The organism is Sinomonas sp. ASV322, assembly GCF_030908245.1.
GTDB lineage: Bacteria > Actinomycetota > Actinomycetes > Actinomycetales > Micrococcaceae > Sinomonas.
The window spans coordinates 283,725-308,134 of the sequence record NZ_JAVFJJ010000002.1; the positions used below are offsets into that span (position 1 = coordinate 283,725).

The following is a 24,410-nucleotide window of genomic DNA, read 5'->3' on the forward strand; positions in this document are numbered from 1 at the left end:
GTCAGCGCTCCAGGACCGCGCGCAGGAAGCGCCGTGTGCGCGCCTCGGCCGGGTCGCTCATGATCGCCTTCGGATCGCCCTGCTCGATGATCTTGCAGTCCGCCATGACCACGAGTGTGTCCGAGACGTCCCGCGCGAACTGCATCTCATGGGTGACCACGACCATCGTCATCCCGTCCGCGGCGAGTTCGCGCATGACCGAGAGGACCTCGAGACCCACCTCCGGGTCGAGGGCCGAGGTTGGCTCGTCGAAGAGCATGATGCTGGGATCGAGCGCGAGGGCCCTTGCGATGGCGATGCGCTGCTGCTGCCCACCCGAGCACCTCCCGGGGTGCTGGCCCGCCTTCTCCTTGAGGCCCACGCGCTCGAGCAGCTGCATCGACCGAGCGTCGGCCTCTTCCTTGCTGCGGCCGAGGACCCGCTGCTGTGGAAAGCTCACATTCTTGAGGGCCGTCATATGCGGGAACAGGTTGAACGACTGGAAAACCATGCCGACCGTGCTCCGCAACGCTGCGAGATCACGGCCGTTCACGGCCTTGCCGGGCTCGATGGTGTGGCCTGCCACGCGGATCGTTCCCGCGTCGGGGCGTTCGAGGAGATTGATGCAGCGCAGGAACGTGCTCTTCCCGGCGCCCGAGGGACCGATGAGCGCGGTCACGGTCCCGGGCTCGACGTGCAGGGACACGTCATCGAGCACAACGTGGTCCCCATAGCGCTTCGAGATGTTGTCGAGCTTGATGCCGAGGCGGGGCACAAGCTTCGAATCCGCAGGTGGTGAAAGGGTCATAACCGTCTTCCCTGTGTGAACCAGTTGGAACGGATGTTCCGAGTGACACCGATGTGGTCGGCGTCACATCATATGTGCAATGGTACATGTCACAGATCACGAGTCAAGGCCCGCAGGGAAAGGAGGCAGAACGGCGATCAGATCCGCAGCGTTTTCGCGCCCACGACGCTGACGGATACCGCGTGAACCGCGTTGTTCCCGTACCCATAGCGATTCCAGCTGGCCGCCTCAGGCTGGGTGTGACCCGCGAGATCCGTCGCGCGGGCCCGGATCTCGATGTTGCCCGTTCGGCCAAGGTCCGCGATCGCCTCCCACCGCTGCCAGCTGTGCCGCCGTCGCTCGCCCACCAGGCAGGCATCCCGCCAGCCGTCGCGGCCGATGCTGACCTCCACACGGGCGATCGGGGCGGCGCCCGACCACGCAATGCCGCGAATAATGGTCTCGCCGCGCGGCAGTTCAGCGCCGTCGACGGGCTCGGTGATGAGCGACTTGACCCGCTGCAGCGTGACCGGCTCGCTCGTCTCGTCGCTCTCGTAGCGGTACTTGGTCGCCTGGTAGTAGCCCGCGAAGGGATGATCGGTGAGTTCGATCGCGCTGAGCCACTTGACCGACGCGACCCCGTACCAGCCGGGCACGATCACGCGCACGGGAAAGCCGTGCTGCACGGGGAGCGCTTCGCCGTTCATCGCATAAGAGAGCAGGACGGCGCCGTCCAAGGCCGCTTCGAGCGACAGCCCGCGTTCGAAGGAGATCTCGCTCGCACCGCCGTCGACCGTTCCCCGGTCCGCCCCGCGGAAGACGACGTCGGTCGCCATCGGCAGGACTCCGGCAAGATCGAGGACGACGGCGAGCGGGACGCCGGTCCATTCGGCCGTGCTCACCGCTCCACGCCCCCAGGGTTCGCCGCCGACGGCGGGACTCAGGTAGCGGCGTCCGTTCCCGGCGCATTCGAGCGTCACGGTGCGGGTCTCGGAGGGCAAGCGGATCAGCTCCCGAAGGCTCAGCGCGAGCCGACGCCCCACGAGGCCCGCCACGTCGAGCTTCCAGGCGCCCGCGTCGATGGCCGGCACCTGGAAGTGGTTGCGCACGTAGAAATGCGCGATGGGCGTCACGGACTCGCCGAGGTCGGCGACGGGCGTCTCGCAATTGAGCGGGTCCGTGCGGTGTATCAACATGTCACACGGGCTGCGGGACAATCCGGATGTAGGGCTTGGGCTCCTTCCACTCCACAAAGATCTCGCGGGCCTCGTCGTTCTTGACAGAGCCGGCGATGATGACATCCTCGCCCTGCTTCCAGTTGACCGGCGTCGCCACCCGGTGCTTCGCGGTGAGCTGAAGCGAGTCGACGACGCGAAGCACCTCGTCGAAGTTGCGACCGGTCGTCATGGGGTAGACGAGGATGAGCTTGATCTTCTTGTCAGGTCCGATGACGAAGACGTTCCGCACGGTCTGGTTGTCCGCGGCCGTGCGGCTCTTGGCGTCCCCGGAGGTGGCGGCCGGGAGCATGTCGTACAGCTTCGCCACGGTGCAGTCGTCGTCGCCGATCACGGGGAAATTGAGGCGGGCTCCCTGTGTCTCCTCGATGTCGGCGGCCCATCGATCATGGTCGCTCGTCGAGTCGACGGAGAGGCCGATGATCTTGACGTCGCGCCTGTCGAACTCGGGCTTGATCTTGGCCATGTAGCCGAGTTCGGTCGTGCAGACCGGGGTGAAGTCCTTGGGGTGTGAGAACAGCACGCCCCATGACTCACCCAGCCAGTCGTGGAACCGGATGTCACCGGCGGTCGTCTTGGCGGAGAAATCGGGGGCGATATCCCCCAGCTTGAGTGTCATGGCTTCCTCCTGGGCGTATCTTGCGCATCTGACGGTAAGGAATCCTTGTTCCCCAGACGTTCCCCGCTTTACGCTCAAGGCGTGACGGCGTGCGCCATCGCCATGCTTGGCGGGTTCCGGGTCGTCGTCGACGACCGGGCTGTGCCGGACGACGCGTGGAATCGAACCAAGGCGGCCGCGGCGGTCAAGATTCTCGCCCTGGCCGAGGGCCACCGGCTGCATCGGGAAGTCGTGGCCGATCTGCTGTGGCCCGATCTGGGTGAAGAAGCCGCCGCCGCAAATCTGCGCAAGGCCTTGCATTTCGCGCGCGCCGCACTGGGGTCGCCAGAAACCATCGAGGCTCGCGGCGACCTCCTGCTCCTCCTGCCCGAGGCCGAGGTGACGGTCGACGCGGAACGGTTCGAGGCCGACGCCAGCGCCGCGCTCTACTCGCTGAGCGGAGTGGCCGAGGCGCTCGCCCTGTACCGGGGTGAGCTGCTTCCCGACGACAGATTCGCCGCGTGGGCCGAGGATCCCCGCGACCGGCTGCGGTCGCTCCACCTGCGTCTGCTCAAAGCGGCGGCTCGGTGGGACGACGTGCTCAAGGCAGAGCCGGCGGACGAAGACGCCCACCGCGCGATCATGACGAGGGCGCTCGACGGCGGTGATCGCCAGGGCGCGATCCGCCAGTTCGAGCGGCTGTGTGAGCGGCTGCACGCCGACTTGGGCGTCGGCCCGAGCGCCGCTACCGTGGCCGTCTACGAGAAGGCCATCGCCGACGACAGCCGACGCATAGAGAATCGCGCGCGGGCCACGTTGGCGCGGGCGCTCGTCGCGCTCAACAGCGGGGATCCGGCCGCAGCCGCGTCAGAAGCGCAGCGTGCGCGCGAGTTGGCCATTGCGGCGAACCTCGGCCGCGAAGTCGGCGAGGCGAGCGCGGTGCTGGGAATCGCCGCCACCATGCAGCACCGGTGGCCTGAAGTATTCGAGGCTGAGTTCGTCGAGTTCGTGCGGCATGATGCCACGCGCTCCAGCTACATGTTCGACTCGCAGCTGTGCCTCGCGGAGATCTGCATGTGCGGGCCCGAAGGGCACCGGAACATCACACGACGCGCGGCACGGCTGCGCTCAGCCGCCGAACGAGCGGGCTCGGTGCATGGGGAGGCCATCGCCGACCTGCTGCTCGGGGAGGCGGCGCTGTTCTCGGGAGAGCTCAACGACGCCCGGGACCTCCTCGAGTCCGCGCTTGAGCTGTACCGGAGGGCCGGAGGTTCGGCCGGCCAGATCGTGGCACAGCAACGGCTCGCCGAGCTTGATCTGCTGCAGGGCCGCCGCGAGGAGGCCGCCCGCACGGCGAGCAGCCTCCTCGCGGCAGCGTCGTCGGCATGGCTCGAGCCGCACCTCGTCGTGCGCCTGTACGCGGTGCTGGTCCAGGCGGCCGGGTCTCCCGCGCAAGCCGTCCGAATCATCAAGCGAGCCGATGCGGCCCTCGCGGGCAGGAACGTCTGTCCACCGTGCTCCATGGGCTACCAGGTCGCCGCGGCGGCGAACTATGCGCTCGCCGGGAGGCTCGACGCCGCGCGCCGCAGGCTTGCCACCGCCGAACAGGTCGCGGGGATGTGGCCGGGTGGACCGTGGCATGCCGCCCTCTGGGAAGCACGAGGCGTTCTTCGGCAGGCCGAAGGCCACGACGATCAAGCCATAGCCATGTTTCGGGAGGCAGCGGCCAGCTTCGCCGAGCTCGGCAGGCGCCAAGACGAGCAACGCTGCCTGGCCAGTGCCGCCGGCCGCGCCGAAGCCTCTTTCGGGGAACGCGCACGGAACGGAAACGAGCGCACACTCAACCTATGATCCTCGAGCAGTACTACTTGGGCTGCCTCTCCCATGCGTCCTACCTCGTGGGCGACGAGACCACGGGACAGGCCGTCGTCGTCGACCCTCGGCGCGACATCCGCGAATATCTCGACGCAGCACACGTGCGCGGCCTCACGATCGTGGGGGTCTTCAACACGCATTTCCACGCAGACTTCGTCGCGGGTCATCTCGAGCTTGCGGCTGCGACCGGCGCGTGGATCGGCTACGGGTCTCGCGCAGAGGCCGGCTACCCCATCCGCCGGTTCCGCACGGGCGATAGCATCTCCCTCGGCGAGGTCCGGCTCGAGGCGCTTGAGACGCCCGGCCACACGTGGGAATCCACGTCGCTGCTCGTCTTCGAGCGTCCGGGCGACCCCGCGCCGTCGGCCGTTCTCACGGGGGACGCACTCTTCATCGGCGACGTCGGGCGGCCGGATCTCGCGGCCGCCGTGGGTGCGGATCCGCTCGAGCTCGCCCACGCCCAGTTCGGCTCCATCCGAACGCTCATGGCGCTCCCTGCCGAGACCCGCCTCCTGCCTGCCCACGGCGCCGGCAGCGCGTGCGGCAAGAATCTCTCCGAGGAGCTCGAGAGCACGATCGGCGCCCAGCGCTTCATGAATCCACTCGCGGCCACGGAGGACGAGGACGAGTTCGTCCGGCAGCTCATGTCCGGCCAGCCCGCAGTGCCCGCATACTTCGCGTTCGATGCCGAGCTCAACCGCACCACGCGAGCTGTGCTGGGACTCGACGTTCAGACGCGCGCGCTCCCGGGCGGCGATTTCATGAGGCTGCGCGACGAGGGGGCCCGCGTGGTGGACGGTCGTTCGCCGCGACGGTTTGCCGCCGGCCACGTTCCCGGGGCGGTCAACGTGGGCTTGGGCGGGCGCTTCGCCGAAACCGCGGGGATGGTCTTCGAGGCCCGCGATCGCATCCTGGTCGTCGCCGACCCGGGGCGCGAAGACGAAGCCGCCCTCCGGCTTGCCAGGATCGGCTTCGACAACGTGGTCGGGTACCTCGACGGCATGCCCGGGGCGCTGGATTCCCTGCCGAGCGAACGATCAGAGCGGATCGAGGCCAGCGAGCTCGATGCCGCGATCGGCCAAGGCGCTCTCGTCGTTGACGTGCGCAACCCGCTCGAGCGAGAGGACGGCGGGGTACCCGGATCGGCACACATCCCGCTCGCCGAGGTGCCCCGCCGGCTGGGCGAAATCCCGAGGGGCGCCGACGTCGTCGTCTACTGCGCGAGCGGATGGCGCTCATCAGTCGCGGCGAGCTATCTGCGGGAGCACGGGTACGACCATGTGCGAGACGTCGTCGGCGGCTACAACGCGTGGGCTGCCCTCCGGACCGCGTGACGACGCGGCCATTGCCGCTGTGCACGACGACGGATCCGGCTCCGCGGGCCCAGGCGCGTCGCGTTCTGGGCTCACAAGTTGCGTCGACGCGCCTCTTGGGCGAGTTTCCACGCTCCGGCTTCGGCCCCGCCCACGAACGCCGGATCATCCGTTCCAACCATGAACTGCATGGCATGATCGCCGAGAAAAACCATCGAGAGGCTTGCGCCTTTGAAGGCTTTCGTGTCTGCGTTGAACGTTCCTATGCAGGTGAACGCGAGGTGCTCCGGGCTTTCCCAGACGCAAGGTCCCGTTGCGGAGATATCTGGCGAGAGCTGCGCAAAGGCTGCTTCGAATGCGGCGTGGGTTGTGATCTGTGTGCCGGAAATCTGGACCGTCGTGGTCGACCCGATTTGATCTGTTCTGTAGGAGCAACCCTTGGGCAAGTCTCGCACGATCTCCAAGGGGAACCCCACGATCCTCCGGACCTCTTCAAGACGCAAACCGATGGTGGCACAGGTCGCTTCCGAATCCGCGGTTGGGCGGGCGCTTGAGGATGTCTCGGCCGGCGTTAATGTGGGGCTGACTTCCGGGCCAGAATATGGCGGAATGCAACCGCTGACGGCGGCCGCACATATCAGGCCAAGAAGAATTGAATGAAGCTTTCGTTTCCCCCGAAATAGCACCAGCTGACCCCCAATTGCCGAAAGAGGCGGGCGTTTTCTACGCGCCATCGAATCCTCTGGCCTGGAGTCTAGTGGCCTGAGTTCGAAGTTGTTGTACGGTTCGCTTTTGCGAGGATCTGTTCGGCGGTCTTGGTCCAGGTGAACGGATGGGCTCGGTCGGCGTTCCAGCCCTGTCAGCGCCCGCCGGACGGGATCTGCTTCGGGCCTTGGCTCGTTCACATTTGCGATTCCGGGATGCCGAATCGCCGCGCAACGAGTGCGTGAACGGCCCAGACTAATGGCTGATCTTCTAGCTCAACGCCCTTGTCCCCGTAAATTACGCCCGTTTCGCTGCCCACCGCGTCGATGTCAAAAAGCCTGAGGATCTCGCTCACGCGAAACTGGTATTCGGTGGAGGTCATCTGGCGGGACGCACGGACCGGAATTGTGCTGAGTTTGCGCTCGACCTCAGCCTTGATGGATCCGGTCATTGGGCACGCATCGCGTTGGGTCCGCACCAGTCGCTCGCCGTCAAGATGTTCCCATCGCCTTCCACTCTTCAGTTCACTGTCCTTCCAGGCGGGGTCTACAACTCACCAGGACTCCACCCAAGCCCCTGTCGCCCTCCCCCACCCGCAGCTGCCTCCCTGTTGCGAGGCGCCTGCGCGGTAGGCCGGGGAGTAGCCAACGTTTGATCTCGGAGCGTCCCAGGCCCAGTAGGACCAAGCGCACTTCGTGTGGACGCGGAAGTATGTGCCGCCGAAAGGACTGCCGAGGCACGATCCCCATGATGAGTTGCCGCCGGCGTAGGCCCAGCAGTTCGTGCTGGGGGCGGCCTCGGCTACGGGCCCGTTGCTCAGGAGCATTCCGCCCGCGAGCATGCCGCCGGCCAGGAGTGCTGCGAGTTGCTTCTTCACACGAATCCCCTTCGATAGGTGCGAACGGAGGTGGTCACAGATAGGCGGACCTCGGCCTGGCCCATTCATATTGCTTCTGGGATGCCGAATCGCCTCGCAACGAGTACGCGAATGGCATCGACTAATGGCTGATCTTCTAGCTCAACGCCGTTGTCCCCGTAATACACGCCCGTTTCGTCGCCCACTGCATCGACGTCAAAAAGCCTGAGGATCTCGCTCACGCGAAACTGATATTCGGTTGAGGTCATCCGGCGGGACGCACGGACCGGGACTGCGGCGAGTATGCGCGCGACCTCAGCCTTGATGGGTCCGGTCATTGGGCACGCATCGCGTTGGGTCCGCACCAGTCGCTCGCCGTCAAGATGTTCCCATCGCTTTCCACTCTCCAGTTCACTGTCCTGGTCCCGTAGTTGAGGACATGGGTAGTGCCGCCGGAGTCCGTGTAGCGCCGGGCGGTGCCGGAGTAGAACGCGGCCGGTGCGCTGTACTCAGTCGTCACGTAGACCCACACGACCTGACCCGAGGGGCAGCTGAGCGAGCCGCTGACGCTCGTCGTTGCTGCCTGCGCGGGCACCGCGGATGTTGTTGCCAATGCCAGTGCCGCACAGAAGCAGACCACGGCGGATTTTAGAGTTTTCAACGCTTCCCCCTGAATGTCCGGACGGGATTCCAATGCAATCGCCGTCGCTGGTTCGCGCAAAAGGTGCGAAGCCGGCGAAACACCATCCCCTGGCGCCCCAATCGCGGCTAGTGATGCCTGCACCCTAACCCCGCACCGCTATCCGCACAAGAGGTCTCTCGAATGTCCACGCAATCCCCGTGACAATGTAGACAACCGCTTAGCCGCATTTGTTGCGCCCGCGACACGGATGCAGACAATCCCGGGTAGCCAGTCCGTCAGCCAGAGGCTCTGCAGTGCCGAATGGGGCACTAATCGCCGACCGACTTATCGGCTCCCGCCAGCACCGTCTTATTAGTCCACGAGCTCCGTCGGCTCGGCTACGACGTCGACCATTGCCTCCCCGCGCAGGACGGTGATCTCGGTGCGGCGGCCGATCGCGTCGTCGAACATCTGCTTCTGCAGGGACTGTGCATCCGCGAGCGCGTGGCCGTTGATCGCGAGGAGGAGGTCGCCGGGCCGAATCCCGCCCATCGCGGCCGGGCTCCCCGCGACGACTTCCGCGACCCGCAGCGCGCGCCGCCGGCCGGTCCGGGCAGCCCACGGTTCGCTGAGGGGCGTCGGAACGCTCACGAGCCCGAGATACGCGCGGCGCACGCGGCCGTCCTCGCGGAGGGAATGGAGGATGCGCCGCGTCGTCGGATTGATGGGCACCGCGAGCCCGAGGCCAATCCCCGCGACCGCCGTGTTGATGCCGACGACGCGTCCCCGCGAATCCGCGAGCGCGCCGCCCGAGTTGCCGGGGTTGAGCGCGGCGTCGGTCTGGATGACGTCCTCGATGATCCGTGACGCGGTGCGTCCGCGGGCCGGCATCGACCTCCCGAGCGCGCTCACGACCCCCGCGGTGACGCTGCCCTCGAGCCCCAGCGGGCTGCCGACGGCGACGACGAGCGAGCCCACAAGGAGGTGTTCGGCGTTGCCGAAATCCGGCGGTTCCGGCACGGGGAGGCCGGTCCGCAGGACGGCGAGGTCCGAAAGCGGATCCCGCCCGACGACGACGAAGGGTCCGCTCATGCCATCCGCGAAGGCCACCTCGCCGCGAGCGACGCGGCCGACCACGTGCGCGTTCGTGACGAGGTGCCCCTCGCCGCTCAGTACGACGGCGGAGCCAGACCCGCGCTCCGTCCGCACCGACGCGACCCGCGGCGTCAGATGCCGCGCGACGCTCGTGACGACCTGGGAATAGGCATCCAGGACTTCTTCCTCTTCCACGCCATATCGAACGAAGGCCGGGTGGGCACGATTCCCGGTATTGCCGAAGGCGAACGGACCCAGATTCTTGCCCTGCCTACGACCGCCGACAGAATCCTGCCCCCGCCCTACGTCCCGGATTCGAGCCGCTCCTTGAGCCGCCTGTGGCTCATCGGCGCACCCTTCGCCGCGAGCTGCCGGACGATCGGAACGAGGGCCCTGCCGAATCCGTGTCCCTCGAAATCGAGCTCGAACGTCACGCGTGACCTCGCGCCGTCGTCAATCGGCTCGACGTCGATGCTCGCGTTAGCGCGGATCGGACCGCTGACGCCGTGTGCCGCGAATCGCCGCGGCGGTTCGTCCTCGGTGATCTCCTGGGTCATCGTGCGCTCCATGCGCCCGATACGGCGGGTGGTCGTGAACCGCGCCCCCACCTCGGGACCCCCGCCCCTCTCGAAGTGGATCTCCACGACATCAGCCTGCCACTCCGAGAAGTGCAGGGGGTCGCTCGCATAGCCGAACACCTCTTCTGGCGGGCGGTTGATTTCGATGGTGTTGGTGAGGGCTGACATTTCTCCTCCTCTCCCCGTTCCATGGTCCCTCCGCGGAGCCCGTGTGGGCTATGGCCACCGCGGTGGCCTGCGCGGACAATGGTGCTCGGAAGTCCAGGCAAGGAGGTCCGCCATGCTCCTTTGGGGCGCATTGATCTTGACCATCCTGTGGGTCCTCGGTGTGATCGCCAACATCGGCGGCGGGATCCACCTCTTCCTCGTCATCGCCGTCATCATGTTCATCGTGTATCTCGTGGGGCGCCGTCGGCCGGTGTAGAACGCGTCAGTTTCCTCGCGTTTTCCTTCGTCTGCTATGACAGCCACATGACTCAACAACGCGCCGAGCCCCCAGTCGGCGGGACTCGCGCCTATCTGCAGTCGCTCCTGCCTTCCCTCGTCCCGAGCGAGCGACGTGTGGCCCAGCTCTTTGTCACGGCCCCGGATGAGGTCGCGCAGATGTCCGTCTCGGAGCTCGCCCAGCGCACCGAGACGTCCCCAGCGACGGTGGTGCGCGCGTGCAAGCGGCTCGGCTTCGACGGGTTTCAGCATCTGCGACAGTTCCTTCTCCGCGATCTCGGCGCCGCCGCGTGGGGCACGGCCAACGGGCACGAAGAGCAGACAGGGGAGCCCGGCTCGACCGAACATTTCGTGACCGGCATCTTCTCCCGCGCCGCGGGCGAAATCCGCACGGCCCTCGCCGCCCTCGACTACGCCGAGTTCGAGGCCGCCGCTCAGGCTATCCGCGCATGCCGCCGGCTCTTCATCGTGGGCAACGGTGCCTCCCTGCCCCCCGCGCAGTCCATTGCGCTTCGCTTCCTGACGAGCGGACTCGTGTGCGAGGCCCCCGCGGACATCGTCTCGCAGCAGGTGGCCGCGAAGCTCTTGACTCCCGACGACGTGTGCCTCGCCGTGAGCGACAGCGGCATGAACATGTTCACCCTCCGTTCGGCCCGGGTCGCGGCCGAGCAGGGGGCCACCGTCATCGGCGTCACGAGCTACGCGAAGTCGGCGCTGGCCGCGGTATCAACGCACACCCTCGTGGCCGGGGCGGAGTTCCACACGTGGAACGACGACACCATGATCGGCAACATCGTGCAGATGCTCTTGCTCTCGGCACTCCAGGTCGCCGCGACGAGCGACTCCCCCGAGGCTGCCGCCGCGCATGCCGAGGTGTTCCGCGAGGTCCTCACGATGGTCGAGGACGAGGACGCGCCGAGCACCCCGCTAGCACCCACCCGCCCTCCCGAAAGTTCCACCGCGCAGCCCCGCGGGTTCGCGTCCACGTAGTCGTGAGTTAACCCAGCGCCCCCACCCTTCGAGGTAGAGAGTTTCCTGATGGAAAGAAATCAGGAAAAACAATTTCCTCGGAGGTGCCGATGGGCCGGCTCGTGCTCAACCAGCTCTCACGCTCGTTCAAGGACGTGAAGGCTGTCGACAACATTTCCCTCGTCGTCGAAGACGGCGACTTCCTGGTCCTCCTCGGCCCGAGCGGCTGCGGCAAGACAACCCTTCTGCGCATGATCGCTGGGCTGCTCGATCCGACCTCGGGCACGCTCGAACTCGACGACCGCGACATCACGGACGTCCCGTCCCGCCGCCGAGACCTCGCGATGGTGTTCCAGAGCTACGCGCTCTACCCCCACCTGAGCGTCGCGAAGAACCTCGCGTTCCCGCTCTCGGTGCGCGGCGCGGACCGCCGAAAGGTGGCCGCGCGAGTGGCCGAAGTTGCGGACATGGTGGAGATCGGCCACCTGCTCGACCGCAAGCCGAAGGAGCTCTCGGGCGGCCAGCGCCAGCGCGTCGCCGTCGCCCGCGCGCTTGTGCGCCACCCCAAGGCGTTCCTCATGGACGAGCCCCTCTCAAACCTCGACGCGAAGCTCCGCACGGCCACCCGCCAGGAGCTCGCCGCCCTCCACCGCCGCCTCGGCGCGACGTTCATCTACGTCACGCACGACCAGATCGAGGCCATGACGATGGCCACCAAGATCGCGCTCCTCAATGGCGGCCGCCTCGAGCAGGTCGGTACGCCGGACGAACTCTACGACAAGCCGGCCTCGGTCTTTGCGGCAGGCTTCATGGGCTCGCCCGCGACCAACCTCATCGACGCGCGGCTCGCGAGCCGCGACGGGAAGATCACCGTCACGGCGCCCGACGTCGAAGCTGCCCTCTGGGAAGGGGAGACGCCCGAGCGTGAGATCGTGCTCGGCATCCGCCCCGAGCACCTCGTCCTCGAGGAGCTCGACGCCCGCTCATTTATCGAGCCGGCAGCCGCGGACGCAGCCCTGCGCGGCGTCGTCGAGCTCTCCGAGAACCTCGGCCGCGAGCAGCTCGTGCACTGCCGCGTCGGCGAGCTGCGCATCACCGCGATGTGCCCGCGGGAGCAGCGCTGGGAGGCGGGTACCGCCGTCGTCCTCGCCGCCCGCGCCGAGCACCTGCACCTCTTCGACCGCGCGAGCGGGCGCCGCCTCGAATGGCAGGCCGAGCCCACGCTCGCTTCCGCGCCCGCAGCGAACGACGACGCCGCTCACTCGAGCGGGCGCCGCGCCGCCGTCGTGCCCGCCTGAGCACCGCCGCCACCCCACACCCGCCCAGCCGCCCCTACACCCGCCCAGCCACCCCATTTGCGCCCACCCCTGCATTCCCCCGTGCACCTACCCCAGAAGGATCGATCAGCCATGTTCAAACCCCGCGCCCTCGCGCTCACGGCCCTCGCGGCCGTGGGGGCCCTCTCCCTCTCCGCGTGCGGCGGCTCGTCGTCGGGCTCGACCGCGTCGGCCGTGATCCCCGAGCTCTCGCCGGACCAGAAGGTCGAGATCACGTTCGAGAGCTACAACCTCACCCAGGCCGGCGTCTGGACCGACACCGTGAAGGGGCTCGTCGCCGACTTCGAGAAGGCCCACCCGAACATCACGGTCCACGCGCAGCCCCCGCAGGGCGGGAGCGGCCCCGCCGGATCGAACACGATCAGCAGCGTCCAGACTCAGCTCCTCGCAGGCCACGCCCCCGAGGTCGCGCAGCTCACGTTCGACGGCCTCGACTTCGCCGCGACCCAGCTCGGCGCGCAGCCGATCAGCGACCTCGTGGGCCAGAAGGCCATCGACGACGCGCTCGGCGGCGCGCACCCGTTCCACCCGAAGGCGATGCACCTCGCCGACTGGAACGGCAAGACGTATGGCATCCCGTACGTCTTCTCGACGCCGGTCCTCTTCTACAACGCGACCGCCCTCGAGAAGGCCGGCGTCCCGGCCGACACCGACCTCTCGACGTGGGACAAGGTCGAGGCCGCAGCGAAGGCCGTCTCGGCGAAGACCGGCAAGCCCTCGCTCGACGTCGCGTGCACGAGCATCGGCGGCAACTGGTGCATGCAGGGCATCTTCAAGTCGAACGGCGCCTCGGTCCTCTCCGACGACCGCAAGACGATCCAGTTCGGCTCCGACGCCGCGATCGACACCGTCACGAAGATGGCCCAGCTCACGAAGGACGGCGTGCTCCGCAACGCGGACGCCAACTCGCAGCTCGAGGGTCTCGCGAAGGGCGACTCCGCGTTCCTCCTACAGTCCTCGGCGGTGCAGGGCATGCTCATGCAGGCCGCCGCGAAGGGCGGCTGGAAGCTCAAGGCGGCCGGCATGCCGGCGTTCGGCTCGAAGCCGGCCGTTCCGACGAACTCGGGCTCGGCCCTGTTCATCCTGTCCCAGGACCCGGCCAAGCAGCGCGCCTCGTGGGAGTTCATCAAGTTCATGACGAGCGACCACGCGTACGAGCAGATCTCGACCAAGATCGGCTACCTCCCGCTCCGCACGAGCCTCACACAGCAGGGCGGCTCGCTCTACGACTGGGCTCAGAAGAACCCGCTCCTCGCCCCGAACCTCGCCCAGCTCGACCGGCTCCAGCCGTGGGTCTCCTACCCTGGCAACAGCTACGTGCAGGTCGACGACGTCCTCGGGAAGGCCGTCGAGGCTGTCGTCTACTACGGCAAGGACCCGAAGAGCACGATGCAGGACGCCCAGCAGCGGGCTCAGGACCTCATCAAGTAGCCCCTGAACCACGCGCCCCACCCCCCGCCCTAAGGAAACACGCATGGCCACCGCGCCCACCACCCAGACGACCCCCGCCGCCGCGAATCCCGTCATCCCCGTGGACGGAACTCACAACTTCCGCAGCGCAGGCGGCTACGCCGCCGGCGACCGCACCGTCCGCGAGCGCAAGCTGTTCCGCTCGGACGCGCTGCATCGCCTCACGGAGGGAGGCCGCTCGGCGGTCGAGGACCTCGGCATCACGACCGTGATCGACCTCCGCGACGCGAGCGAGCTCGAGAGCGCGCCGAGCGCCGTCGGCGGCCTCCCCCTCACGATCGCCCACACGCCGATCTTCGACTCCGTCCGCGTTCCTGGGATCGCCGCCGTCACGAGCCTCGGCGAGGTGTACCGGCTCATCGTCGAGCGCCACGCCGACCGCCTCGCAGCCGCGGTGCGGCACATCGCCGATTCGGGCGACGGCGCCGTGCTCGTCCACTGCACCGCCGGCAAGGACCGCACGGGCCTCGTCGTCGCGACGGCCCTGCTCGCCGTGGGCGTGGACCGCGAGCAGGTGCTGGCCGACTACGCAGCGAGCGGCGAGAACCTGAGCGGCGCGTGGGCGGACGCGATGCTCGCCGCCGTCGAGCGGCACGTCGGCGGCTCGATCGACGAGACGACGCGCGAGCTCGTGACCGCGAGCCCCGCGGAGGTCCTCGCCGAAGCGCTCGACGTGCTCGATGCCCTGCACGGAAGCGCCGCGGGCCTCCTCCGGGCACACGGCTTCACCGATGCGGACCTCGCCCGGCTCCGCGACGTCCTCACGGCCCCCACCCGCTAGCCAGCTGCATTCCGGCACACGACCACCAGGAGACAACGATGACTGCCCAGTACCCCGCCCCCGAGCACTTCATCCTCCACATCAGCGACACGCATTTCGTCGCCGACAACGAGCTCCTCCACGGCTCCGTGGACAGCGACTCGAACCTCCGCCAGCTCTTCGAGGACTTCGCGAAGTCGAAGGCCCGCCCCGAGGCCATCGTCTTCACGGGAGACCTCGCCGACACGGGCCGCGAGGACGCGTACGCGCGCCTCCGCAACCTCGTCGAGCCGGCCGCGGCCGCGATCGGCGCGAAGGTCATCTGGGTCATGGGCAACCACGACACGCGCACCCCGTTCCGCCGCATCCTCCTCGACTCGGACGCGGGAGAAGAGTCCGTGGACATGGTCCACGACGTCAACGGCCTCCGCATCATCGCCCTCGATTCGACGGTTCCGGGTCTGCACCACGGCGAGATCACCGACGAGCAGCTCGCGTGGCTCACCGATGTCCTCGCGACGCCCGCCCCGCACGGGACGCTCCTCGCGCTGCACCACCCGCCCGTGCCCTCGACGCACGACATGATCGCGGCGTTCGAGCTCCGCGACCAGGCCCGCCTCGAGGAGGCCATCCGCGGGACCGACGTCCGCGGTATCCTCGCCGGCCATTTCCACTTCTCGACGTTCAGCACGTTCGCGAACGTGCCGGTGTCGGTGGCCTCGGCCACGTGCTACACGCAGGACCTCAACGTCGAGCCCGGCTCGATGCGCGGCCAGAACGGCGCACAGGCGTTCAACCTCGTGCACGCGTACGGCGACCGCGTCGTGAACACCGTCGTGCCGATCGGCGAGTTCGCGACCGTCTACGAGGTCACGGCCGAGCAGATGCGGGCGTTCGCCGGGCTGACCCTCGAAGAGGCCACGGCCCAGATGACTGCTTCCCACTGAGCGCAAGACCTCCCACGAGCCAAGGAATCCCTCATGTTCACCGAAGTCCCCGGGCCGGCGGCAGTGTCCTCGAAGACTCTCGTCGTCGGCCCGGACGGGCTCGCCCCAGAGCGGCCCGCCGGGGGCCGCCGCGCGCGGGCAGCCCGTCGCCTCGTCCCGTACCTGTACGTCCTCCCGGCAGTGATCCTCCTTCTCGTGTGGACGTATTGGCCGCTGGTCCAGACGGCTGGCCTCTCGTTCCAGGACTGGAACCTCATCCCGACGAAGCCCAAGGTCTTCGTGGGAGTCGCGAAGTACGCGAAGGTCCTGAGCCTTCCCGAACTCCACCAGGCCCTCACGAACACCGTGCTGTACATCGTCGCGTTCCTCGGCATCTCGGTCGCGCTGCCGCTCGCGTTTGCGCTGCTCTCCCGTAAGGTCCAGGGCAAGGCACGCACGTTCTACCAAGCGCTCATTTTCGTGCCGTTCCTCGTGACGCCCGTCGCGACGAGCGCCGTGTGGCGGTGGCTGTTCGCCCCTGAAGGCGGGACGATCCCCGCGATCGCGGCGACGCTCGGCATGCCCTTGGGCAACGTGTTCCGCGACCCGGACAGCTCGATGATGTCCGTCATCGTCATCGTCGGGTGGCAGATGCTCGGCTTCGGCGTCCTCGTCGTCTCGGCGGGGCTCGCGGGCATCAGCCCCGACTACGCCGCCGCGGCATCGATCGACGGCGCGAACCAGCGGCAGATCACGTGGCGGATCGTGCTTCCCCTGCTCTCGCCGTCGCTAGTGTTCCTCGCGCTCATGACCATCCTGCTCTCGGCGCAGTGGACGTATCCGATCATCGACCTCGTGACGCAGGGCGGCCCGGGCAACTCGTCGACGAACATCTACTACCTGCTCTACCAGTTCGGCTTCCGCAACTTCGACGCGGGCCTCTCCTCGGCCGCGGGCATGCTGTTCTTCGTCGGCTTCGGCCTCGTGGCCCTCGTGTTCGTCGAGCTCTCCGAGAAGCTCAGCTTCCACGACAACTGACCGGAAAGGGTCCACCGTGGCTTTCGTTCTAACCCGCCCCGCCGCCCATACCCGCCCCGCCGCCCATACCCACCCCGCCGCCCATACCGCGGCGGCCCAGGTCGGCGTCGCCCGCGAGGCGGACGACGTCGTCGCCCCCTCCCAGCACCGGCTCGCCTCCCGCTCGCGCGTCAAGGTGATCTCGGCAGCGCCGGCACACGTCCTGCTCGCCGTCCTCGCGCTCGTCTCGATCTATCCGGTCTACTGGATGTTCGTCACCGCGTTCCGACCCGCGGGCGACGCGCTGTCCACCAACCCGCTCCCCGGCCCCGTAAGCCTCGAGAACTTCCTCACGGTGTGGCAGCAGATCCCGATCGGGAGCATGCTCGCGAGCACGTTCGGCATGGCCCTCACGCTCGCGGCGGCCCAGCTCGTCGTCGCGGTCCTCGCCTCCTACGGGTTCGCCCGCTGGAGCTTCCGCGGCAAGAAGGTCTTGTACCTCCTGTTCGTGGGCTCGTGGCTCGTGCCGTTCCAGGTCACGATGATCCCGAACTACCTGCTCGTCTCACAGCTGGGCCTGCTCAACACCGTGGCCGGCGTCGTCCTGCCGCAGCTGTGCTCGGCGTTCGCGGTCATGATGCTGCGCCAGCACCTCGAGTCGTTCCCGAAGGAGCTGCTTGACGCGGCGCAGATGGACGGCCGCTCGTCGTGGCAGACCCTGTGGCAGGTCGTCGTCCCGAATCTGCGCCCGGCCCTCGCGGCCCTCGCGATCATGCTCTTCATCAGCGCGTGGAACGAATACCTGTGGCCCTCGCTCATCATGCAGAAGTCGACGGCGCTCATCCAGATCGGCATCCGGGCGTTCCTCGGGGCCGAGGGCAACAACTGGGGCGCGATCATGGCGGCGAGCACGATCGCGTGCCTGCCGATCTTCCTCATCTACATCTTCCTGCAGCGCTACGTCGTGGACGCGTTCGTGCGCTCAGGGCTCAAGTAGCCATCCCCCTAGAAAGGCTCGACATGAAGATCGTCCAGATTTCTGACACCCACCTCGGAGCGACTGTCGGCTCGACCACCGAGGCCGTCCGCAAGGTCATCAGCTACATCGATGACGTGCTCAAGCCCGACTTCGTCGTCCACACGGGCGACGTCCAGGTGATCGACCCGGACAACGCGGCGGACCGCGACCACGCGCAGGCCGTGCTCTCGGGCCTCAAGACCCCGTACCGCGTCCTGCCGGGCAACCACGACATCGGCGAGCCCGCCGAGCACGCGTGGAATGGCCAGAACATCACGGCCGAGCGCGTCGAGGCGTTCACCTCGGTGTTCGGCCCGGCCCAGTGGCGTGTGGACCTCGACGGCGCCGTCCTGCTCGGCCTCAACAGCGAGCTCTTCGGCTCGGGGATCGACGAGGAGGCCGCGCAGTGGGCGTGGATCGAGCAGACGGTCGCCGAGATCGGCCCCGAGACCCCGGTCATGCTCTTCCAGCACAAGCCGATCTGGACGGTCATCGAGAACAGCGACCACAACCTCGACATCCGCGAATCGGCCACCCGCCTGCTCGAGCTCCTCGGCAAGATCAACCTCAAGTCCGTGGGCACCGGCCACCTCCACTGCTTCCGCACGGAGCAGCGCGGCGAGATCCTCGAGGTCTGGGCGCCGGCCACCGCTTTCATGGCTGGCACCGACGAGATGGCGTTCGGGAAGCCGGTGACCCACCAGCTCGGAATCGTCTCCTACACGCTCTCCGACGCCGGCGTCACGGCCGAGCTCCTTCGCGTCCCGGGCCTCGAGGACGCCCTCATGCTCGAGATGGCGGACGTCAAGGCTGTCGTCGAGGAGCTCATGGCACGCGCCTGACTCGATTCCGACCACAACTGACGTAGCTTCGGCGGCGTGTCTTCGCGACGCGCCGCCGATTCTGCGTTTCCGGGAGTCAATCGTGGTCGGAATCCCGGCGGCCCTCAGCCCGCCCGGCGCACCTCGGCGAGCTTGCGCTCCAAAACCTGCGCGACGCCGTCGTCCTCGATCCCGGGCGCGTGCAGCTCGGTGGCCGCAAGAGCCTGCGGGTGGCCCGAGGACATCGCGTAGCCCTCGCCCGCCCACGAGAGCATCTCGACGTCGTTCGGCATGTCCCCGAAGGCGACGACCTCCTCGGGCGGGATGCCGAGGGTGTGCGCGTACTCGGCGAGCGTGACCGCCTTGTTGACGCCGAGCGGCGCCATCTCGAGGAGCGTGACGTCGAACGCCGAATGGGTCACCGAAACCAGGTGCCCGACGTGCGGCGCGACGGCGTCGAAGTATTCCTCGGGCGTAAGGCCCTCGATCTTCGCCATGAACTTCACGACCTCGTCCCCGGTGACGAGATCAGCGACGTCGCCGTGGCGCACTTGGTCGAGAAGGTGGAGGTGGCGGGGGTAGGCGTAGCTCGTGTCCATGACGAACTCGCTCGTCGTCTCGGCCGCGAACGCCGACTCGGGGAAGAGCCCTCGGATGATGTCCCGAACCTCGAGCATCGTGTGCCGCGGGATGCCCTGCGAGGCCACGACGGACATGGTCGCGAGATCGTACACGAGGGCGCCGTTCGAGCAGATCACTGTGCCCTTGTGGCCGAGCTGGTCGATGAGCGGCGTGAGCCACCGCGCGGGGCGGCCCGTGACGAAGACGACGGCGATCCCGGCCGCCTCGCACGCCGCGAAGGCCCGGGCCGTCCGCTCGGAGATGCGGCCCTCGCGGTCGAGGATCGTGCCGTCGATGTCGCTCGCGACGAGCCTCACGGGATCTCGAAGTAGCCAGTCAGCTGGGCCCGGCCGAGAGAGTGGAAGAAGAGCTGGAATCCCATGAGGGCGGGCGGGGTGTCCGGGCCCACGTCGAGCCGTTCGACGTCGACCGCGTGGACCGTCACGATGTACCGGTGCGGCCCGTGCCCCTCGGGCGGCGCGGCGCCCACGAAGCCCGCGAACCCGCCGTCGTTCTTGAGCTCGACGGCGCCGTCGGGAAGGCGCGCGCCCGACGCCGCCGGCCCCGTCCCGTCAGGGCTCCCGCCCGCGCCCTCGGGCAGCTCGCCCACGGTGGCCGGGATGTTCGCGACCGCCCAGTGCCAGAAGCCGCTCCCCGTCGGCGCATCCGGGTCGAGGACCGTGACGCAGTAGCTCTTCGTCCCGCCGGGCGCGCCGGACCACGCGAGCTGCGGCGAGAAGTCCTTGCCGCCGGGGACCCCGAAGTACGCGCTCACCTGGTTCGCCGCGAGCGTCTCGCCATCGAGGAAATTCGCCGACGCGACGGCGAACGACTCGACCTGCGGAAGGTCGTCATAGGGATTGTGCTTGGCCATCAGCGCTCCTGCTCTCTCATCTCGGCGCGGGTCGGGGGGTTCGCTCCCGGGCGGGACACCGTGATGGCGGCCGCGCGGGCCGCGAACTCGAGGATGCGGCGGAGGTCGTCCTTCTCGACACGCCGCAGCTCCGGGCGCCGTTGCGCGCCGTCGAGCTCGCGGTCGACGACGCCGCTCAGGAGGGCGGACATGAACGAGTCGCCCGCCCCGACCGTGTCCGCGACCGTGACCTTCGCCGCCGGGACCTCGGCCTCGCCGGCCGCGCAGATCCCCCACGGGCCGTCGCCGCCGCGCGTGACGACGACGATCGCGGGCCCCTCCGGCGCCCCAAGGCCCTTCCAGCGCCGTGCCGAGGCGAGCGGGTCGACGCCGGGGTACAGCCACGCGAGGTCCTCGTCCGAGGCCTTGACGACGTCGGCGAGCGCGACGAAGCGTTCGACGAGCGGGCGCACGGCCTCGCGGTCGGTCGTGATCGTGGGGCGGCAGTTGGGGTCGAAGCTGATCGTCGCGCGCGGGCGGGCGCGTTCGACGGCGGAGAGCACCTGGGCGGCGCCCGGCTCGAGGACCGTCGCGATCGAGCCCGTGTGCAGGAGCGTCGTCGCGCCGAGGATCGTCGAGAGGCGCTCGCGCAGATCGGGCAGGTGCCAGTCGAGGTCGAACGTGTAGGTCGCGGCGCCCTTGTGGTCGAGCTCTGCGATCGCCGTGGACGTGGGCGAGGCGTCCGGCGGAAGAGGAACGAGCACGCCCGAGGCCTTGAGGTGATCGATCAGCTGGCGCCCGTTGGCGTCGTCGCCGTAGCGGCCGAGGAACTGGACCGGGTGGCCCAGGCGCGCGAGGCCGACCGCGACGTTGAGGGGGCTCCCGCCCGGATGTGATTCGGTGCCGTTCGGCTTGTGGACGACGTCGATGAGGCCCTCGCCGATGACAGTCAGCATGGGCCCTACGGTAGCAGTCTGGCGATGAGGGCGCGGCAGGTTTCGTAGGCCTCCTCGCCTGGGGCGATGAGGGCGAAGTGGTCGCCCGTGGTCTCGTGGAGTTCCGCGGGATCGCCGGCCTTCTGGGCGGCCGCGACGTAGGCTTCCGAGAGCTCGAAGGGCGCGTCCTCGTCGGCGCGCGAGTGCACCGCATGGACCGGGACGCCGATGGGCAGTCGACGCATCGGATCCGCGAGCGCGTACTCCTCGGGGAGCTCGGCTTCCGAGCCGCCCATGAGGTTCGCGACGGCGTCGTCGCTCAGTTTGAGGCGGTGCGCGGCGGAGAGATCCAGGATCCCGGCCTGGCTCACGACGCCTGCGAGCACGACGGCGGGAGGCCCGCCTCCCGTGCGGGCCGCGTGGGCGGCGCGGCCCGCGGCCCAGACCGCGAGGTGGCCGCCGGCCGAATGGCCCAGCGCGACCACTTTCTCGGGGTCCACGCTGCGTCCCGTGAGGTTGGCCAGGGTCGCGAGCTGATCGATGCCCATGGCGACGTCGCGGAACGTGGCCGGCCAGCCGCCGTCGCCCAAACCCGCCCCTCCGCCCAAACCCGCCCCGGGCCTGTTGTCCCCCGCCCGGCGGTATTCGAGGTTCCACACCGCGTAGCCGTGTGCGGCGAGGTCGAGCGCGGTGGGGACGCCGAGCTCGGCGGTCCAGAGGTCGCGCCAGTAGCCGCCATGGATGACGACGACGGTCCCGCGGGGCGGGGCGGCGTGCCCGACGCCATCGGGCAGGAACAGCTCGCCCCATTGGTCTGGGTGAGGTCCGTAGGGGATGCGCTCTCGCGTGACCACGGAGCCCACCCTACGGCCCCCACCCGGTCCAAAGGTCAGCTCCCGCGGGTCCCACCCGGTCCAAGGGTCAGCTCCCGCGGGTACTGTCGCTCGGCCACCCGCGCCACGTGACCTTCGGACGGGCCGTTGCGCCGGAGGAGGTACCAGTGTCAGCCCCGGTTGCTACCGTGATGGCATGGCCAGCAACTATGACCGGCTGGACGCCGGGCAGCGCGCGATCGTCGACGCGTCCGTCGAGACGTACGCCCGTGTCCGCCCGGCCCTCAAGGGCGTCACGAATGACGTCCTCTACACTCTCCGCGAGATGTTCAAGGACGCCGAAGACGCCGAGTCGCTCTTCATCACGGGGCGCACCAAGACGGTCGAATCGTTCCGCGAGAAGATCTCGCGCATCGACCCACCCGCCGAACCGGGCGGGTCGCCCACCCTCAAGTTCCCGGACCCGTTCCGCACGCTCAACGACATGGTCGGCGTCCGCGTCATCACGAAGCTCCCGCGGGACAACGCCGTCGCGGCCAACCTCATCAAACGCCAGCGCGACATCTTCGACTGCCGCGGCGACCGCGAGAAGGCGATCGGCTCGATCGAGTCGGGCACGTACGGCTATGCGAGCCGCCATCTCATCCTGCGCACGATCCAGAACGAGGCCGTCAGGGAATATCAAGCGGTCTTCAACCCGGATCTGCCCGCGAACGGGAGCTACTTCTTCGAGTGCCAGATCCGCACGATCTTCGCGCATGCGTGGAGCGAAATCGAGCACGATATCCGGTTCAAGAGCCAGGACCCGAGGGCCTGGAGCCCGCAGTTCGACCGACAGTTCACGGCGACGGCCGCGATGCTCGAGGTCGTCGAGAAGGAGTTCGCGGAACTCAACGAGCGGTACGAGAAAGTCCGAAGCTTCTGGGACGAATCCGGCGAGGGCGCCCTCCCGCTCACGCCCGACCGCATCCGGGACGTCTGGCAGACCCTCCTCCCCCACGTGGACCGCAAGGTCGACGACGATTGGGGCTGGGCAGCCGAGCTCGTCGCCGCGCATGGGCTCACCGAGACGTGGCAGCTTGTGGAGCTGCTCGACGCCGAACGCATCACGGAGGTGCGCAAGGCACTCGACCACCGCTACTCGCCCGGCCCCGACCGACTCCTCGACGATCTCCTGCTGTGGCGGTTCGGCCGCGCCCATATCGAGCTCACCGCCGAGCCGGCCGACGCCGCACCCCACCCGCGGCGCGACAGCCTCCAGCGGCGGCTCAAGCAGATCGAGCGGTACCGGTGACGCTAAGACGCCGTGTGGTCGACGAGACGGCCTGAGAACGTCCTGGCGACCACAAGGCGTCTTGCGTTCGGCCTGCGCGCGCCGATCCGCCCCCCCACTGGAACATCGTGGGGCCGAATTTCCGCGATGTGCACCTTCAATTGGACGAGGTTGTGGCTGCAGCGCGCCTCCACGCCGACGAGGTCGCGGAGCGAATCCGCGCCCTGCACGCGGTCCCCGACGGGCGGTCGTCGACCGTCTCCAAGACCACAAGCCTCGCCGAGGTGCCCGAAGGCCTCGCCACGACGGGCGACGCGATCGCCTCCATCGTGGCCGCGCTCGAGGCGACGTGCGCGACGGTCCGCGGAGTCTACGGCGCCGTCGAAACGGACGACGCCGCGACAACGGACATCCTCAACCAGATCCTGCTCCAGCTCGAGAAACTTGCCTAGATGGTCTCTGCCGAGAAGGCGACGACGTCGACCCCGTAACCCCGAAATGTGACGTCGTGACGGATATCACCCTCGAAGGATAGCGTTCCTATCCGATAAAACTGGGGGTGGGTCCGCAGAGAAGGACCCACCCAACTCAGGAAGGTCGGGGGACCATGACAGGGACAATTCCGGAAATCGACGCGGCGCCTAAGATCGGACGCCGAGAACTCGTCAGGGGTGCCGCGTGGAGCGCGCCCGCCATCGCGGGGGCGGCGTTCGTCCCCGCCGCCGCAGCCTCGACGCCTGCGTGGGACGTCGCCGTGACGGGCAAGTGCTCAACCGGCCTGCTCGGCATCTTGGGCCAAGCCGCACTCTCGTTTACCATCACAGCCGCCCAAGGAACCGTTCCGACTGGAACGAGTTTCACGCTGAGCTCGAGTTCGCTGCTCAATGTGAGCGCGCTCGTTGCGAGCCCGAATTCCCTCGTGGCAATTTCGGTGCTCGGGAGCAGTTCGGCCCTTCTCACGCTCACTGCGCCGCTTCAGCAGGGCAGCTCCGTCACGCTCGACCTCATGGGCGGTCTCCTGACGGTCGGGCTGATCTACACGTTCACGCTCCAGCTCAACGGGAGCGACAATCCGGCGAACCCGGCGACGGCGGCGCCGAACTCCGCATCCGTCTCAGCACTCGTCCAGGTTGACCTGGGGCTCCGGACCCTCGTGTGCATCTGACGGTCGGCTGATTGTGCAGCTGGCGCAGGCCGCCTGACCCGCGCCAGCTGCGCACCCACCGCCGTCACGGGCGGCTAGGCAATATCGAACGCGTCCTCGTACATCTCGGTGCGCGAGGTCTGCGGATAGACGTACTGCGCGGACTCGCGGAACGGCCCCATGAATTCGGGATCGGTCATCTGCGCGCGATTCTCGGCCTGGAACGTGGCAAGGTCGGGATATTCGAATTCGATGACGGCCTCATTGTTCGGGCCGGCGGTGGGAACCAGGAACCGGGGCTTAACCCAGCCCTTGGCCTCGCAGACGTCCGAGAGCCTCTTCACGA

At 68.2% G+C, this 24,410-nt stretch carries 28 protein-coding genes; 14 read left to right on the top strand and 14 right to left on the bottom strand.

Annotated features, from left to right (window positions below; translation table 11 throughout):
* Position 1: 1 nt before the first annotated feature.
* From RBS12_RS03925 to RBS12_RS03935, 3 genes are all read right to left on the bottom strand, one after another.
* Positions 2 to 787, bottom strand: coding sequence for an amino acid ABC transporter ATP-binding protein (locus RBS12_RS03925; RefSeq protein ID WP_307964757.1), 786 nt, complete (start codon positions 785 to 787; stop codon positions 2 to 4).
* Positions 788 to 924: 137 nt separating this feature from the next.
* Complete coding sequence (locus RBS12_RS03930; RefSeq protein WP_307964758.1) at positions 925 to 1,962, bottom strand: sulfite oxidase; 1,038 nt, start codon at positions 1,960 to 1,962, stop codon at positions 925 to 927.
* 1 nt (position 1,963) lies between these two features.
* Positions 1,964 to 2,620, bottom strand: a complete 657-nt coding sequence (locus RBS12_RS03935; RefSeq protein ID WP_307964759.1) for a peroxiredoxin — start codon at positions 2,618 to 2,620, stop codon at positions 1,964 to 1,966.
* An 81-nt stretch (positions 2,621 to 2,701) separates the two neighbouring features.
* On the opposite strand from RBS12_RS03935, the gene RBS12_RS03940 reads away from it, so the two are divergent.
* On the top strand, positions 2,702 to 4,450 hold the full coding sequence (locus RBS12_RS03940) for a BTAD domain-containing putative transcriptional regulator (protein WP_307964760.1): 1,749 nt from the start codon (positions 2,702 to 2,704) through the stop codon (positions 4,448 to 4,450).
* The gene (locus RBS12_RS03945) at positions 4,447 to 5,808 is read left to right on the top strand and encodes a rhodanese-like domain-containing protein (RefSeq protein ID WP_307964761.1); all 1,362 of its coding nucleotides are present in this window, start codon (positions 4,447 to 4,449) and stop codon (positions 5,806 to 5,808) included. The genes RBS12_RS03940 and RBS12_RS03945 overlap by 4 nt, the downstream gene beginning before the upstream one ends.
* A 71-nt stretch (positions 5,809 to 5,879) precedes the next feature.
* Here RBS12_RS03945 and RBS12_RS03950 read toward each other — a convergent pair whose 3' ends face one another.
* The 6 genes from RBS12_RS03950 to RBS12_RS03975 form a co-directional block, all read right to left on the bottom strand.
* Positions 5,880 to 6,251: a hypothetical protein gene (locus RBS12_RS03950; protein WP_307964762.1), complete on the bottom strand. Its 372-nt coding sequence runs from the start codon at positions 6,249 to 6,251 to the stop codon at positions 5,880 to 5,882.
* Between the two features lie 437 nt (positions 6,252 to 6,688).
* A complete protein-coding gene (locus tag RBS12_RS03955) occupies positions 6,689 to 6,943 on the bottom strand; it encodes a hypothetical protein (RefSeq protein ID WP_307964763.1) in 255 nt (84 codons plus the stop codon).
* A gap of 491 nt (positions 6,944 to 7,434) precedes the next feature.
* Positions 7,435 to 7,590, bottom strand: coding sequence for a hypothetical protein (locus RBS12_RS03960; protein ID WP_307964764.1), 156 nt, complete (start codon positions 7,588 to 7,590; stop codon positions 7,435 to 7,437).
* Between the two features lie 92 nt (positions 7,591 to 7,682).
* Positions 7,683 to 7,943 carry a hypothetical protein gene (locus RBS12_RS03965; protein WP_307964765.1) on the bottom strand — a complete coding sequence of 87 codons (261 nt, stop codon included), beginning with the start codon at positions 7,941 to 7,943 and terminating at the stop codon, positions 7,683 to 7,685.
* Between the two features lie 399 nt (positions 7,944 to 8,342).
* On the bottom strand, positions 8,343 to 9,260 hold the full coding sequence (locus RBS12_RS03970; RefSeq protein ID WP_307964766.1) for a trypsin-like peptidase domain-containing protein: 918 nt from the start codon (positions 9,258 to 9,260) through the stop codon (positions 8,343 to 8,345).
* 107 nt (positions 9,261 to 9,367) lie between these two features.
* Positions 9,368 to 9,811, bottom strand: a complete 444-nt coding sequence (locus tag RBS12_RS03975; RefSeq protein ID WP_307964767.1) for an SRPBCC family protein — start codon at positions 9,809 to 9,811, stop codon at positions 9,368 to 9,370.
* Between the two features lie 112 nt (positions 9,812 to 9,923).
* Here RBS12_RS03975 and RBS12_RS03980 point away from each other — a divergent pair, with 112 nt between their 5' ends.
* From RBS12_RS03980 to RBS12_RS04020, 9 genes are all read left to right on the top strand, one after another.
* Complete coding sequence (locus RBS12_RS03980) at positions 9,924 to 10,067, top strand: DUF5670 family protein (protein WP_307964768.1); 144 nt, start codon at positions 9,924 to 9,926, stop codon at positions 10,065 to 10,067.
* 47 nt (positions 10,068 to 10,114) lie between these two features.
* On the top strand, positions 10,115 to 11,077 hold the full coding sequence (locus RBS12_RS03985) for a MurR/RpiR family transcriptional regulator (RefSeq protein WP_307964769.1): 963 nt from the start codon (positions 10,115 to 10,117) through the stop codon (positions 11,075 to 11,077).
* An 89-nt stretch (positions 11,078 to 11,166) separates the two neighbouring features.
* Positions 11,167 to 12,354 (top strand): ABC transporter ATP-binding protein, encoded by a 1,188-nt coding sequence (locus RBS12_RS03990; RefSeq protein ID WP_307964770.1) that lies wholly within the window; start codon positions 11,167 to 11,169, stop codon positions 12,352 to 12,354.
* A 111-nt stretch (positions 12,355 to 12,465) separates the two neighbouring features.
* Complete coding sequence (locus tag RBS12_RS03995) at positions 12,466 to 13,824, top strand: ABC transporter substrate-binding protein (protein ID WP_307964771.1); 1,359 nt, start codon at positions 12,466 to 12,468, stop codon at positions 13,822 to 13,824.
* 43 nt (positions 13,825 to 13,867) lie between these two features.
* Positions 13,868 to 14,644: a tyrosine-protein phosphatase gene (locus tag RBS12_RS04000; protein ID WP_307964772.1), complete on the top strand. Its 777-nt coding sequence runs from the start codon at positions 13,868 to 13,870 to the stop codon at positions 14,642 to 14,644.
* Between the two features lie 38 nt (positions 14,645 to 14,682).
* Positions 14,683 to 15,570, top strand: a complete 888-nt coding sequence (locus RBS12_RS04005) for a phosphodiesterase (RefSeq protein WP_307964773.1) — start codon at positions 14,683 to 14,685, stop codon at positions 15,568 to 15,570.
* Between the two features lie 33 nt (positions 15,571 to 15,603).
* On the top strand, positions 15,604 to 16,587 hold the full coding sequence (locus RBS12_RS04010; RefSeq protein ID WP_307964774.1) for a sugar ABC transporter permease: 984 nt from the start codon (positions 15,604 to 15,606) through the stop codon (positions 16,585 to 16,587).
* A 16-nt stretch (positions 16,588 to 16,603) separates the two neighbouring features.
* The gene (locus tag RBS12_RS04015; protein ID WP_307964775.1) at positions 16,604 to 17,563 is read left to right on the top strand and encodes a carbohydrate ABC transporter permease; all 960 of its coding nucleotides are present in this window, start codon (positions 16,604 to 16,606) and stop codon (positions 17,561 to 17,563) included.
* A gap of 23 nt (positions 17,564 to 17,586) precedes the next feature.
* Entirely contained in the window at positions 17,587 to 18,426 is an 840-nt protein-coding gene (locus RBS12_RS04020) for a metallophosphoesterase (RefSeq protein ID WP_307964776.1), read from the top strand.
* Between the two features lie 104 nt (positions 18,427 to 18,530).
* Here RBS12_RS04020 and RBS12_RS04025 read toward each other — a convergent pair whose 3' ends face one another.
* From RBS12_RS04025 to RBS12_RS04040, 4 genes are read right to left on the bottom strand one after another with little or no spacing between them, the layout of a single operon-like run.
* Positions 18,531 to 19,343 (bottom strand): HAD family hydrolase, encoded by an 813-nt coding sequence (locus RBS12_RS04025; RefSeq protein ID WP_307964777.1) that lies wholly within the window; start codon positions 19,341 to 19,343, stop codon positions 18,531 to 18,533.
* A complete protein-coding gene (locus RBS12_RS04030; protein WP_307964778.1) occupies positions 19,340 to 19,900 on the bottom strand; it encodes a YbhB/YbcL family Raf kinase inhibitor-like protein in 561 nt (186 codons plus the stop codon). The genes RBS12_RS04025 and RBS12_RS04030 overlap by 4 nt, the downstream gene beginning before the upstream one ends.
* Positions 19,900 to 20,835 carry a carbohydrate kinase gene (locus tag RBS12_RS04035; RefSeq protein WP_307964779.1) on the bottom strand — a complete coding sequence of 312 codons (936 nt, stop codon included), beginning with the start codon at positions 20,833 to 20,835 and terminating at the stop codon, positions 19,900 to 19,902. The genes RBS12_RS04030 and RBS12_RS04035 overlap by 1 nt, the downstream gene beginning before the upstream one ends.
* Before the next feature lie 5 nt (positions 20,836 to 20,840).
* Positions 20,841 to 21,668, bottom strand: coding sequence for an alpha/beta hydrolase (locus RBS12_RS04040; RefSeq protein ID WP_307964780.1), 828 nt, complete (start codon positions 21,666 to 21,668; stop codon positions 20,841 to 20,843).
* A gap of 175 nt (positions 21,669 to 21,843) precedes the next feature.
* Between RBS12_RS04040 and RBS12_RS04045 the strand changes: the two genes are divergently transcribed.
* From RBS12_RS04045 to RBS12_RS04055, 3 genes are all read left to right on the top strand, one after another.
* Entirely contained in the window at positions 21,844 to 22,941 is a 1,098-nt protein-coding gene (locus tag RBS12_RS04045; protein WP_307964781.1) for a (p)ppGpp synthetase, read from the top strand.
* A gap of 107 nt (positions 22,942 to 23,048) precedes the next feature.
* Entirely contained in the window at positions 23,049 to 23,372 is a 324-nt protein-coding gene (locus tag RBS12_RS04050; protein ID WP_307964782.1) for a ferritin-like domain-containing protein, read from the top strand.
* A gap of 155 nt (positions 23,373 to 23,527) precedes the next feature.
* The gene (locus RBS12_RS04055; RefSeq protein WP_307964783.1) at positions 23,528 to 24,085 is read left to right on the top strand and encodes a hypothetical protein; all 558 of its coding nucleotides are present in this window, start codon (positions 23,528 to 23,530) and stop codon (positions 24,083 to 24,085) included.
* Positions 24,086 to 24,159: 74 nt separating this feature from the next.
* On the opposite strand, the gene RBS12_RS04060 is transcribed toward RBS12_RS04055, so the two are convergent.
* On the bottom strand, positions 24,160 to 24,408 hold the full coding sequence (locus RBS12_RS04060; RefSeq protein WP_307964784.1) for a hypothetical protein: 249 nt from the start codon (positions 24,406 to 24,408) through the stop codon (positions 24,160 to 24,162).
* Positions 24,409 to 24,410: the final 2 nt, after the last annotated feature.

Excerpts from the sequence above, each read along its gene's own strand:
- RBS12_RS03925 (WP_307964757.1), bottom strand. The coding sequence starts at position 787 with ATGACCCTTTCACCACCTGCGGATTCGAAGCTTGTGCCCCGCCTCGGC.
- RBS12_RS03930 (WP_307964758.1), bottom strand. The coding sequence starts at position 1,962 with ATGTTGATACACCGCACGGACCCGCTCAATTGCGAGACGCCCGTCGCC.
- RBS12_RS03935 (WP_307964759.1), bottom strand. The coding sequence starts at position 2,620 with ATGACACTCAAGCTGGGGGATATCGCCCCCGATTTCTCCGCCAAGACG.
- RBS12_RS03945 (WP_307964761.1), top strand. The coding sequence starts at position 4,447 with ATGATCCTCGAGCAGTACTACTTGGGCTGCCTCTCCCATGCGTCCTAC.
- RBS12_RS03955 (WP_307964763.1), bottom strand. The coding sequence starts at position 6,943 with ATGACCGGATCCATCAAGGCTGAGGTCGAGCGCAAACTCAGCACAATT.
- RBS12_RS03975 (WP_307964767.1), bottom strand. The coding sequence starts at position 9,811 with ATGTCAGCCCTCACCAACACCATCGAAATCAACCGCCCGCCAGAAGAG.
- RBS12_RS03980 (WP_307964768.1), top strand. The coding sequence starts at position 9,924 with ATGCTCCTTTGGGGCGCATTGATCTTGACCATCCTGTGGGTCCTCGGT.
- RBS12_RS03985 (WP_307964769.1), top strand. The coding sequence starts at position 10,115 with ATGACTCAACAACGCGCCGAGCCCCCAGTCGGCGGGACTCGCGCCTAT.
- RBS12_RS03990 (WP_307964770.1), top strand. The coding sequence starts at position 11,167 with ATGGGCCGGCTCGTGCTCAACCAGCTCTCACGCTCGTTCAAGGACGTG.
- RBS12_RS03995 (WP_307964771.1), top strand. The coding sequence starts at position 12,466 with ATGTTCAAACCCCGCGCCCTCGCGCTCACGGCCCTCGCGGCCGTGGGG.
- RBS12_RS04000 (WP_307964772.1), top strand. The coding sequence starts at position 13,868 with ATGGCCACCGCGCCCACCACCCAGACGACCCCCGCCGCCGCGAATCCC.
- RBS12_RS04005 (WP_307964773.1), top strand. The coding sequence starts at position 14,683 with ATGACTGCCCAGTACCCCGCCCCCGAGCACTTCATCCTCCACATCAGC.
- RBS12_RS04010 (WP_307964774.1), top strand. The coding sequence starts at position 15,604 with ATGTTCACCGAAGTCCCCGGGCCGGCGGCAGTGTCCTCGAAGACTCTC.
- RBS12_RS04020 (WP_307964776.1), top strand. The coding sequence starts at position 17,587 with ATGAAGATCGTCCAGATTTCTGACACCCACCTCGGAGCGACTGTCGGC.
- RBS12_RS04030 (WP_307964778.1), bottom strand. The coding sequence starts at position 19,900 with ATGGCCAAGCACAATCCCTATGACGACCTTCCGCAGGTCGAGTCGTTC.
- RBS12_RS04035 (WP_307964779.1), bottom strand. The coding sequence starts at position 20,835 with ATGCTGACTGTCATCGGCGAGGGCCTCATCGACGTCGTCCACAAGCCG.
- RBS12_RS04045 (WP_307964781.1), top strand. The coding sequence starts at position 21,844 with ATGGCCAGCAACTATGACCGGCTGGACGCCGGGCAGCGCGCGATCGTC.
- RBS12_RS04055 (WP_307964783.1), top strand. The coding sequence starts at position 23,528 with ATGACAGGGACAATTCCGGAAATCGACGCGGCGCCTAAGATCGGACGC.